10 protein-coding genes and 1 pseudogene are annotated in these 11,239 nt (G+C 68.0%); 8 read left to right on the top strand and 3 right to left on the bottom strand.

Annotated elements, in window-relative coordinates; genetic code table 11:
* A partial coding sequence (locus CSW59_RS05845; protein WP_236632161.1) for a CHC2 zinc finger domain-containing protein occupies nt 1-332 on the bottom strand: 332 nt, incomplete at its 3' end.
* Nucleotides 333-514: 182 nt separating this feature from the next.
* On the opposite strand from CSW59_RS05845, the gene CSW59_RS05840 reads away from it, so the two are divergent.
* The 3 genes from CSW59_RS05840 to CSW59_RS05830 all read left to right on the top strand — a co-directional run bounded on the left by CSW59_RS05840 (nt 515) and on the right by CSW59_RS05830 (nt 7,237).
* Nucleotides 515-2,476, top strand: coding sequence for a M61 family metallopeptidase (locus CSW59_RS05840; RefSeq protein WP_099443146.1), 1,962 nt, complete (start codon nt 515-517; stop codon nt 2,474-2,476).
* 279 nt (nt 2,477-2,755) lie between these two features.
* Complete coding sequence (locus CSW59_RS05835) at nt 2,756-5,176, top strand: glycoside hydrolase family 3 N-terminal domain-containing protein (RefSeq protein WP_099443145.1); 2,421 nt, start codon at nt 2,756-2,758, stop codon at nt 5,174-5,176.
* Nucleotides 5,177-5,320: 144 nt separating this feature from the next.
* Entirely contained in the window at nt 5,321-7,237 is a 1,917-nt protein-coding gene (locus tag CSW59_RS05830; protein ID WP_099443144.1) for a sialate O-acetylesterase, read from the top strand.
* 46 nt (nt 7,238-7,283) lie between these two features.
* Here the strand turns inward: CSW59_RS05830 and CSW59_RS05825 are convergent, their stop codons facing one another.
* Nucleotides 7,284-7,601, bottom strand: coding sequence for a hypothetical protein (locus CSW59_RS05825; RefSeq protein ID WP_143754958.1), 318 nt, complete (start codon nt 7,599-7,601; stop codon nt 7,284-7,286).
* Between the two features lie 116 nt (nt 7,602-7,717).
* Here CSW59_RS05825 and CSW59_RS05820 point away from each other — a divergent pair, with 116 nt between their 5' ends.
* The 5 genes from CSW59_RS05820 (at nt 7,718) to CSW59_RS05800 (ending at nt 11,072) form a co-directional block, all read left to right on the top strand.
* Complete coding sequence (locus CSW59_RS05820) at nt 7,718-8,131, top strand: group III truncated hemoglobin (protein ID WP_099443142.1); 414 nt, start codon at nt 7,718-7,720, stop codon at nt 8,129-8,131.
* On the top strand, nt 8,128-8,856 hold the full coding sequence (locus CSW59_RS05815; RefSeq protein ID WP_099443141.1) for a 2OG-Fe dioxygenase family protein: 729 nt from the start codon (nt 8,128-8,130) through the stop codon (nt 8,854-8,856). The genes CSW59_RS05820 and CSW59_RS05815 overlap by 4 nt, the downstream gene beginning before the upstream one ends.
* Before the next feature lie 149 nt (nt 8,857-9,005).
* Nucleotides 9,006-9,635 carry a PepSY-associated TM helix domain-containing protein gene (locus CSW59_RS05810; protein ID WP_099443140.1) on the top strand — a complete coding sequence of 210 codons (630 nt, stop codon included), beginning with the start codon at nt 9,006-9,008 and terminating at the stop codon, nt 9,633-9,635.
* 10 nt (nt 9,636-9,645) lie between these two features.
* Nucleotides 9,646-10,164, top strand: coding sequence for a DUF2271 domain-containing protein (locus CSW59_RS05805; RefSeq protein WP_099443139.1), 519 nt, complete (start codon nt 9,646-9,648; stop codon nt 10,162-10,164).
* A complete protein-coding gene (locus CSW59_RS05800; protein ID WP_099443138.1) occupies nt 10,161-11,072 on the top strand; it encodes a DUF4198 domain-containing protein in 912 nt (303 codons plus the stop codon). Before CSW59_RS05805 ends, CSW59_RS05800 begins: the two co-directional genes overlap by 4 nt.
* On the opposite strand, the pseudogene CSW59_RS21760 reads toward CSW59_RS05800, so the two are convergent.
* Nucleotides 11,069-11,219: pseudogene (locus CSW59_RS21760) on the bottom strand (hypothetical protein). The gene CSW59_RS05800 and the pseudogene CSW59_RS21760 sit on opposite strands and share 4 nt — an antisense overlap.
* Nucleotides 11,220-11,239: the final 20 nt, after the last annotated feature.

Genomic DNA, 11,239 nt, shown 5'->3' with positions numbered 1-11,239 from the left:
GACGAGCGCTTCTGCTCCTCGCGGGCGGCGCGGGGATCGACCTCGGGCAGGCTCATGCCCGCCTCGGCCGCCAGCCGCTCGACGGCCTCGGCGAAGGTAAGCCGCTCGGTTTCCTGCAGGAAGCTGATGATGTCGCCGTGCTTGCCGCTGGAGAAGCAGTGATAGAAGCCCTTCTCGTCGTTGACGAAGAACGACGGGCTCTTTTCCTTCGTGAACGGTGACAGTCCCGCGTACTCGCGCCCCTGCCGCCGCAGCTTCACCGTCTTGCCGACGACGTCGGAGGGGCGAAGGCGGGACTTCAGTTCTTCAAGGAAGCGGTCGTCGAAACGCATGATCCCAGGGGCGAAATCCGGTGAAAGACCGGCTTCCCTTGCCTAGCACAGGATGCGAGGGGCGACGACACCGCCCCAAAAAATCAAACGGGGAAAAGTGGGCCAACTTACCCTCGACAAGGGATGGTTTCCGCCACAAACATCCCGGCTTCTCATCGCGGGAGGCATGCCCGCGCGCCGCATTGGGGTGTTTCGTGAAAGCGCTGCTGTTCTCCGTCTCCGTCCTTTCCCTGGCCGCGACGGCCGCTCTGGCTCAAGTTCCGACGCTCGCCCCCTCGCAATCTTGGCCGGAGTCGGCCGCGCCGACCGCGCCGATCCCCGCGCCCCAGGACATCCCCTACGCCGGCGCGCTGAAGCTGGCTGTCGACGCCACCGACCTGGACCGCAAGATCTGGACGGTCACCACCACCATCCCGGTCAGCAAGGCCGGCGACTTCACGTTCCTGTATCCGCAGTGGGTCCCGGGCGGCCACTCGCCGCGCAACGATCTGGACAAGCTGGCCGGCCTGGTGGTCACGGCCAATGGCAAGCGCATCCCCTGGACGCGCGACGTCGTCAGCGTCCACGCCTTCCACGTCAATGTGCCGGACGGCGTCAGCGAAATCGAGGTCAGCTACCAGTTCCTGACCGCCGTCGAGGGCCGCGTGGGCCGCATCGAGGTCACGCCGGAAATGCTGAACCTGCAGTGGATGCAGGTGACGATGTATCCCGCCGGCTACTACACCCGCCGCATTCCGATCGAGGCCAGCGTCAAGCTGCCGGAAGGCTGGAAGCTGGCTACGGCGCTGGAAACCGCCAAGGTCGAGGGTCAGGTCACCACCTTCAAGCCGACCACGGTCGAGACCCTGGTCGATAGCCCGATCTTCGCCGGCAAATACTTCAAGTCGATCGACCTGGATCCGACCGGCCCCGCCCCCGTTCGCCTGAACCTGGTGGCCGACAGCCCCGAGCTGCTGGAGGCCAAGCCCGAGCATATCCAGGTCCACAAGGACCTCGTGCAGCAGGCCTACAAGCTGTTCGGCTCATACCACTACGATCACTATGACTTCCTGGTCGCCCTGTCGGACAAGCTGGGCGGCATCGGCCTGGAGCACCATCGCAGCTCCGAAAACCGCGTCACGCCCAAGTATTTCACCGAATGGGACAAGAGCTTCGTGGGTCGCGACCTGCTGCCTCACGAATTCACCCACTCGTGGAACGGCAAGTTCCGCCGCGCCGCCGACCTGTGGACGCCGAACCTGAACGTGCCGATGCGCGACAGCCTGATGTGGGTCTATGAGGGCCAGACCCAGTACTGGGGCAACGTCCTGGCCGCGCGCGCGGGCTTCCTGACCAAGCAGCAGGCCCTGGACTCGCTGGCCGCCACCGCCGCCCTCTACGAAAACCGCCGGGGCCGCGACTGGCGTCCGGTGCAGGACACCACCAACGACCCGATCATCGCCAATCGCCGGCCGTTGTCCTGGCTGTCCTGGCAGCGCAGCGAGGACTACTATTCCGAAGGCCAGCTGGTCTGGCTCGACGCCGACACCCTGATCCGCGAGAAGACCGGCGGCAAGAAGTCGCTGGACGACTTCGCCAAGGCCTTCTTCGGCGTCGACAACGGCTCCTACGTGCCGCGCACCTATGTGTTCGAGGATGTGGTCGCCGCTCTGAACGGCGTCGTGGCCCATGACTGGTCGACCTTCCTGAAGACCCGCATCCAGGAGGTGCAGGAGAAGGCCCCGCTGGATGGCCTGCAGCGCGGCGGCTACAAGCTGGTCTACACCGCGACCCCGACCGAGTTCATGAAGGCCGCCGAAAGCCGCGCCAGGAACACCAGCCTCAGCTATTCGCTGGGCCTGACGGTCGGCGCCGACGGCGTGATCAGCGACGTCCAGTGGAGTGGTCCGGCGTTCAAGGCCGGCCTGACCCAGGGCCTGACCATCGTGGCGGTCAACGGCGAAGCCTTCGACGGCGACAAGCTGAAGGCCGCCGTCACCGCCGCCATGAAGCCCGAGAACCCGCTGGTCGAGCTGCTGATCAAGGACGGCTCGCGCTACAAGATGGTCAAGCTCGACTACCGCGGCGGCCTGCGCTACCCGCGCCTGGAGAAGATCGCCGGCGCTCCCAGCCGTCTGGACGACATTCTGGCGCCCCGCAAATAGGCTGCGAACGCCTCGCAGCCTGCGACGAAATGGGGAAGGGCGGGACGCCGGCGGATATGCCATTTTCCCGCCTGTTCATTCCCTCTGAACGCGTACGAAGGGCCCGCTCCCCCCTCTCCCAAAGCGGGCCCTTTTTCGCGTCTGGACCCTGGCGTCACGCGGGGGCAATGAGACCGGTACCATTTCCGGCTTGAGTGGTCTGACAACTGCCCCCATAGTGCTGTCCGAAGGCGGCCCCAGAGCCGCCGCGCCATTCGCGTAGCCCGGGGAAACGTCCAGATGACCACCGCCATCACCCGCCGTCTGTTCGGCGCGAGCCTCGCCGCCCTTTCCGCCGCCGCTCTGCCGGCCGTCGTCAACGCCGCCCAGCAGGCGCCCAAGACCTCGGGCGGCAAGCCGCTCTACAAGGACCCGGCCCAGCCGATCGACGCGCGCGTGCAGGACCTGCTCTCGCGCATGACGCTGGAGGAAAAGGCCGCCCAGCTGATCGGCATCTGGCTGACCAAGAACAAGATCCAGACGCCGGAGGGCGAGTTCTCGCCCGAGCAGGCCAGCAAGAACTTCCCCAATGGCCTGGGCCAGATCTCGCGTCCGTCCGATCGCAAGGGCGCCAAGCCGGTGACGGTGATCGGCGCGGCGGCCGGCGCCGATGACGGGGCGATCAACCGCAACGCCGCCGAGACCGCGCGCTACACCAACGCCGCCCAGAAGTGGGCGATGGAGAAGACGCGCCTGGGCATTCCGCTGCTGATGCACGACGAGGCCCTGCACGGCTATGTCGCGCGCGACGCGACCAGCTTCCCGCAGTCCATCGCCCTGGCCTCGACCTTCGACCCCGAACTGACCGAAAAGATCTTCGCCGTCGCCGCCCGCGAGATGCGCGCGCGCGGCTCGAACCTGGCGCTGGCCCCCGTGGTCGACGTGGCCCGCGACCCGCGCTGGGGCCGCATCGAGGAGACCTACGGCGAAGACCCGCACGTCTGCGCTGAGATCGGCCTGGCCGCCATCCGCGGCTTCCAGGGGACCACCCTGCCGCTGGCCAAGGACAAGGTGTTCGTCACCCTCAAGCACATGACCGGCCACGGTCAGCCCGAGAACGGCACCAATGTCGGCCCGGCCCAGATCGCCGAACGCACCCTGCGTGAGAACTTCTTCCCGCCGTTCGAGCGCGCGGTGACCGAGCTGCCGGTTCGGGCGGTCATGCCCAGCTACAACGAAATCGACGGCGTGCCCTCACACGCCAGTCGCTGGCTGCTGACCAAGATCCTGCGCGAGGAGTGGGGCTACAAGGGCTCGGTCCAGAGCGACTACTTCGCCATCAAGGAGTTGATCAGCCGCCACAAGCTGACGAGCGACCTGGGCGAGACGGCGGTGATGGCCATGCGCGCCGGCGTCGACGTCGAGCTGCCCGACGGCGAGGCCTACGCTCTGATCCCCGAGCTGGTGAAGGCCGGCCGCATTCCGCAGTTCGAGGTCGACGCGGCCGTCGCCCGCGTGCTGGAGATGAAGTTCGAGGCGGGCCTATTCGAGACCCCCTACTGCGACGAGAAGACCGCCGACGCCAAGACCGCGACGCCGGACGCCGTCGCCCTGGCCCGCGAGGCCGCCCGCAAGGCCGTCGTGCTGCTCAAGAACGATAAGGGCGTGCTGCCGCTGGACGGCAAGAAGATCAAACGCCTGGCCCTGCTGGGGACCCACGCCAAGGACACGCCGATCGGCGGCTACTCGGACATCCCGCGCCACGTGGTCTCGATCCACGAGGGCCTGACCGCCGAGGCCAAGGCCCAAGGCTTCCAGCTCGACTACGCCGAGGCCGTGCGGATCACCGAGCAGCGTATCTGGGCCCAGGATCAGGTCAACTTCACCGACCCGGCCGTCAACGCGAAACTCATCGCGGAAGCCGTCGAGGTCGCCAAGAAGGCCGACGTCGTGGTGCTGGTGCTCGGCGACAACGAGCAGACCAGCCGCGAGGCCTGGGCCGACCATCACCTGGGCGACCGCGACAGCCTGGACCTGATGGGCCAGCAGAACGACCTGGCCAAGGCGATTTTCGACCTGGGCAAGCCGACCGTGGTGTTCCTGCTCAACGGCCGCCCCCTGTCGATCAACCTGTTGGCCCAGCGCGCCGACGCGATCATCGAAGGCTGGTACCTGGGCCAGGAGACGGGCGGCGCCGCCGCCGACGTGCTGTTCGGCCGCGCCAATCCGGGCGGCAAGCTGCCGGTCAGCATCGCCCGCGACGTCGGCCAGCTGCCGATCTACTACAACCGCAAGCCCACAGCTCGCCGCGGCTATCTGGATGGCGAGACCACACCGCTCTACCCGTTCGGCTTTGGCCTGTCGTACACAACCTTCGACATCTCGGCCCCGCGCCTGGCCAAGGCCAGGATCGGCCAGGGCGAGCACGTCAAGGTCGAGGTCGATGTGACCAACACCGGCAAGGTGGCCGGCGACGAAGTGGTCCAGCTCTACATCCACGACGAGGCCGCCTCGGTCACCCGTCCGGTGCTGGAGCTGAAGCACTTCAAGCGCGTCACCCTCGCGCCCGGCGCCAAGACCACGGTGACCTTCGAGATCAAGCCGTCGGACCTGTGGTTCTGGAACCTCGACATGAAGCGCGTGGTGGAGCCGGGCGACTTCTCGATCCTGGTCGGCCCGAACTCGGTGAACCTGAAGAAGGCGACGCTGACCGTCGCTTAAAGCGCCGCGCAAGATGCTCCCCCGCGATGCGGGGGAGCTGTCGCGGAGCGACTGAGGGGGCAGGCGCGTAAAGGCCGAGCTTGCCCCCTCCGGCCCTATGGGCCACCTCCCCCGCATCGCGGGGGAGGAACTAGGGAGCACACCATGCGCCGCCTGACCCCGATCCTGCTCGCCGCCCTCGCGGTCTCTCCAGCCAGCGCTCAGTCGCTGCTGAACGGTCTGTTCAGCGACCACGCTGTGGTCCAGCGCGATCGTCCGCTGCCCGTCTTCGGAACCGCCAAGCCGGGTGAGACCGTCACCGCCTCGTTCGCTGGACAGACGCTGACCGCCAAGGCCGGCCCCGACGGCGCCTGGCGCGTCGACTTCCCGGCCACGCCCGCCGGCGGTCCCTACGCCATCACCGCGACCACCGCCTCGGCTCGCGCCAACGCCTCGGACATCCTGGTCGGGGATGTGTGGCTGTGCTCGGGCCAGTCGAACATGGAGATGCAGGTCGCGTACGCCAGCGACGCCTGGAGCCAGATCAACAACGTCGCGCCCAACGACACCATCCGCATGGCGACCATCGAGAAGGCGGACTCCCGCTCGCCCGCCAAGGACTTCAAGAAACCGCCCGCCTGGAATCCGACCAACAAGGACACGATCGGCGCCTTCTCGGCCAGCTGCTACTATTTCGCCCGCGAGCTGCAGAAGACGCGCAAGGTTCCGCTGGGCCTGGTCCATGCCTCGTGGGGCGGATCAGGCATCGAGGCCTGGATGTCGCCATCGGCCCTGCGCAAGGTCGGCGGCTATGACGAGTCTATCGAGATCCTCAACCTGTCGATCAAAGACCCGGGGGGCGCCAGCCGCCGTTGGGGCGAGGTGATCAAGGCCTGGTGGAACGCCAAGAACCCCGGTCAGGAGGCCCGGGCGCCGTGGATCGGCGCTGGAACCTGGACCGCCGCGCCACGCGACCTGGGGACCTGGGAACGCTGGGGCGTCCCGGCCTTGGCTGATTTCAACGGGGTCGTCTGGCTCAAGACCGAGGTCGAACTGACCGCCGCGCAAGCCGCCCAGACCGCGACCCTCGCGATCGGCCCGGTCGACGACATAGACACCACCTTTGTCAACGGCGCGGGGATCGGCGCCACCTCGGGCGCCTGGCTGGACCGCAGCTACGCCCTGCCGACTGGGGCGCTGAAGCCAGGCAAGAACACCATCGTGGTGTCCGCCTACGACAACTATGCGAACGGCGGCATGTATGGAGATCCAGCTCGGCGCGCCCTGGCCCTGGCCGATGGAACCCGGTTGCCGCTGACAGGCTGGTCCTACCAGATCGAGCCGCGCGCCGGCGGCGACCCGCCCCGCGCGCCCTGGGACACCCTGGCGGGCGTCTCCATGCTCTACAATGGCATGATCGCGCCGATGGGTCCCTACGCCTTCTCGGGCCTGGCCTGGTACCAGGGCGAGACCAATGTCGGCCGCGCCAAGACCTACGCGCCTTTGCTGCAGACGTTCATCGCGGAACGTCGCCAGGGACAACCGGCGGACATGCCGGCCCTGGTGGTGCAGTTGGCCGACTACGGCGCCTTCGCCGAAACGCCTCAGAACTCGGCCACAGCCGCCCTGCGTGACGCCCAGCGCCGCGCCGTCGCCGCCGACGGCCACGCGGGCCTGGCCGTGACCCACGACATCGGCGATCCCTACGACATCCACCCGACCAACAAGCAGGAGGTCGGCCGGCGTCTGGCCCTGGCCGCGCGGCGCGTGGCCGGCGAGGCGGTGACCACGGGACCGGAGATCGCCTCGGCCACGAAGGTCGGCGACACGGTCGTCCTGCGCTTCACCCAGGTCGGCGGCGGTCGCCTGGCGGCGCGCGGATCGGACCGGGTGATCGGTTTCGAACTCTGCGACGCGAGCGACGCCTGCCGCTGGGCCGACGCCCGGATCGACGGCCAGACCGTGGTCTTGACCGGAACCGGCGCCAAGGTCCGCTTCGCCTGGGCCGACAGCCCCGTCTTCAACCTGTTCGACGCCGCCGGCCTGCCCGCCGGCCCGTTCGAGATCGCGGTGACGCCGTAAAGAACCGGTGCTCACCTGGGAGAACCGCCCCCCAGGTGAGCAATCCTCAAACGCCGCCGCTCCCAAAGAAAAGGCCAAGCGCGAGAAAGACGGCTAGGCCCGTCATCACTAGGCCCGCAGTCAGCGCGAGAACGCGCGCGCCCCCTTGAGAGAGCACGACATTTCGCCACGAACAGTAAGCGATGGCGCCGACCAGCAAGGGATAGAGCCCAAACAGGAAAAAGCTCGTGGCCCAGATCACCGGCAGAATGAGGACAATACATCCCGTAAGGCCGGCGGGCATGATGCACCTATAGATCGCCGCGCCTACAGGTCCCCAACGATCCTCATACAACCCTGAGCGTTCGCCCATCTTCGGCTCCATGTCCAGCATCTGACGGCAGTGAAGGCGTCTTCTGCAAGGCCCTTAAGTAACAATCGAAAGCCAAGTTTGATCGCCCCGGGGTTCAGTCCCGGGGCGTAAGGGCCCATATCGCGGCCATGTCCGTTTCCGCCCGCGCCCAGAGCCGCGCCGACGCCGCGCCCTTCACCGAAGACGAGATCGACCGGCTGGTCGAGACCTTCTATGCGCGTGTGCGCCGCCATCACCGGCTGGGCCCGATCTTCGAGGCGGCGATCGGCGAGGACGGCTGGCCCGCGCACCTGGCGACGCTGAAGGACTTCTGGTCGTCGGTCCTGAACACCTCGGGCCGCTATAAGGGTCAGCCGATGGTCGCGCACCAAGGCGTGGAAGGGATCACCGAAGGTCTGTTCACCCCCTGGCTGAACCTGTTCCACCAGACCTGCGTCGAGCTGTTCGATGCGCCGCGCGCCGCCATCGTCGGCCAGAAGGCCGAGCGGATCGCCGCCAGCCTGAAGCTAGGTCTGTTCTTCAAGCCGGACGCCCAGGCGTGAGCCCGCGTCAGGCGCTGGCCGCCGACGGCTTCGTCCGCTTCGAAGGCTCCGAGACGATGGCCTTGCTGGGGCCCGAGGCGGCGGCGAGCTGGAGCGTCTTCGCCGACAGCTGGAACGACCTGCCGCTGGACGGCTTCATGGCCGACGGCGGTCGCTATCGCCGTCGTCGGTTCGCCGCCTTCGCCGCGTCTCCGAACCACGTCGAGCGCAAGCCGCATCAGCCGCACTGGCAAAGCCGCGACTACAATCCCCTGAACGGCGGCGTGCAGCGCTGGTTCGAGCCGGTGACCGAGACGATCGCCGACCATCCCGTGACGCGCGGCGTGATCGCCGCGGGCCTTGACCTCTTCCAGCCGCTGACAGTCGATCCGCCGCTAGCCTGGCACGTGGAGCTGCACCAGTTCCGCATCGAGGCGCGCACGGGCATGGCCGGCCTGCCGACCCCGGAGGGCGCGCACCGCGACGGCGTTGATTGGGTGATCGTCCTGCTGATCGACCGCCGCAATGTCGACAGCGGCGTCACCGACATCTACGCGCCGGATGGGACGAGCCTCGGCTCCTTCACCCTGGTCGCGCCGGGCGACGCCGTCTGTGTTGACGACCACCGGGTGCTGCACGGCGTCACGGCGATCCGGCCTCTGGACCCGGCCATGCCCGCCGTCCGCGATGTGTTGGTCGTAACGTTCCGACGCCCCGACGAGCGAGACCGCCAAGCCTCACTGTAACCGTGTCGCGACGGTGCGAAATGCACCGGACATGTTCGCCAGCGATGGAAAACGCATATCGGGCGCGGGATTGACGCCTTCACGCTTGATATTGCAATTCGTTCTCAAGTAAGGACGAGCCTCCTATCGCCAAGGTTCCTCGAACGCCCGTGAAGTCCGCCGCCGACCAGCATCGCCGCTCGTTCTGGCTAAAGCAGCTGCACCAGTGGCACTGGATCAGTGCGGCCGTGTCGCTAGTGGGCATGCTGCTGTTCGCGATCACCGGCATCACCCTGAACCACGCCGGCCAGATCGAGGCCGAGCCCAAGGTCGTCAGCCGCAAGGCGACCTTGCCGCCCGAGCTGATGGCCGTGCTGGCCAAGGGCCCGGAAGAGGGCAAGCGCCCCCTACCCGTCCAGTTGGAACCCTTCCTCGACAAGACCGTCGGCGCCGACGTCGCCGGCCGCGAGGGCGAGTGGTCGCCCGAAGAGGTCTATGTCGCCCTGGCCCGCCCCGGCGGCGACGCCTGGCTGTCGATCGACCGCGAGACCGGCGCGATCGAGCACGAGAAAACGACGCGCGGCGTCATCTCTCTGCTCAACGACCTGCACAAGGGCCGCAACTCCGGCAAGGCCTGGAGCTGGTTCATCGACATCTTCGCCGTGGCCTGCGTGATCTTCACGGTCACCGGCCTGATCCTGCTGCAGTTCCACGCCCGCGCGCGTCCGCTGACCTGGCCTCTCGTGGGCCTGGGCCTGGCCGCGCCGGTCATCCTTGTCATTCTGTTCGTCCACCTTTGAGGCAGACACCGTGAAGTCCAAGCTTTCGCTGCTCACCTTTGCCGGCGCCGCCGTTGCAAGCGCTCCGGCCCTGGCCGCCGACCTCAACGTTACCGTCGAGATCCCGCGCCTGACGGTCGCCGAGTACCACAAGCCCTATGTCTCGATCTGGATCGAGAACCCGGCCGACGCCACCGCCGCCGGCACCCTGGCGGTCTGGTACGACGCCGACAATCGCGAAGACCACGGCGCCAAGTGGCTGAAGGACATGCGCCAGTGGTGGCGCAAGGCCGGCCGCGAGATGAGCTTCCCGGCCGATGGTGTCAGCGGCGCCACCCGCGCGCCGGGTCCCCAGAAGCTGGTCTTCGCCGGCTCCAAGGGCGCCCTGAAGGCGCTGAAGCCTGGCCAGTACAACCTGGTGGTCGAGGCCGCCCGCGAGGTCGGCGGCCACGAGGCCGTCCGCGTGCCCTTCACCTGGGGCAAACCCGGCAAGCCCGCCACCGCCAAGGGCGCGTCCGAGCTGGGCGCCGTCACCGTTTCCGTGAAGTGAGAAAAGCCATGACCTTCAAGAAGCGCCTCCTCGCCGTCGCCGCTGTTGGCGTGGCTCTCGCCCTGCCGATGTCGGCCTCGGCCCACCGGGGCTGGCTGCTGCCGGCCTTCACCACCCTGTCGGGCGACAACGCCTGGGTGACGGTCGACGCGGCCATCTCCAACGAGCTGTTCTATCCCGACCACCGCCCGATGCGCCCCGACGGCGTCCAGGTGCTGGGTCCGGACGGCGCGGCCGACAAGATCCAGAACGCCTCGACCGGCCAGTACCGCTCGACCTTCGATGTGCAGCTGACCAAGCCCGGCACCTACAAGATCTTCACGGCCAGCAACTCGGTCATGGCCAGCTGGACCGAGAACGGCGAGGTCAAGCGCTTCCGGGGTTCGACCGAGGACTTCGCCAAGCAGGTCCCGGCCGGCGCCGCCGACCTGAAGACCATCAAGACGGCCAGCCGCAACGAAACTTTCGTCACCCGCGACAAGCCCTCGACCGGCGCCCTGGCCCCCACCGGCAAGGGCCTGGAGCTGGTCCCGGTGACCAACCCGACCGACGTCGTGGCCACCGAAGCGGCGACCTTCAAGTTCGTTCTGGACGGCAAACCCGCCGCGAATCTGGAGGTCACCTTCATCCCCGGCGGCGCCCGCTGGCGCGCCAGCCCCGGCGAGATCAAGGTCAAGACCGGCGCTGACGGCGCGGTGAAGTTCACCCTGCCGGAAGCGGGCATGTACTGGGTCAACGCCACGGTTCGCTCCGGCGAGACCGGCCGTGGTCCGGGCGGCCCCGGCATGGGTGGTCCGGGCGGTGCTCCGGGCGCGCCCGGCGGCGCCCCGCAAGGCCCAGCCACGCCGCTGGCCGGCAACGGCGTCAGCGCCAGCTACACCGCCGTCATCGAAGCCCAGCGGCCTTAAGGTCCGCTCTCCTCCCTCGCGCAGCGGGGGAGGTGGCGCGGCGCGGATACGCGCCGTGACGGAGGGGGCGCACCCCGCCGTCGACGCCCCCTCCACCGCTTCGCGGTCCCCCTCCCCCGTTCCACGGGGGAGGATGAGATTTCCCAATGCCCCGCGTCCTCGTCCCC

This window comes from Caulobacter sp. BP25, assembly GCF_002737755.1.
Classification (GTDB): domain Bacteria; phylum Pseudomonadota; class Alphaproteobacteria; order Caulobacterales; family Caulobacteraceae; genus Caulobacter.
This window is presented reverse-complemented; position numbering and strand designations above follow the sequence as displayed.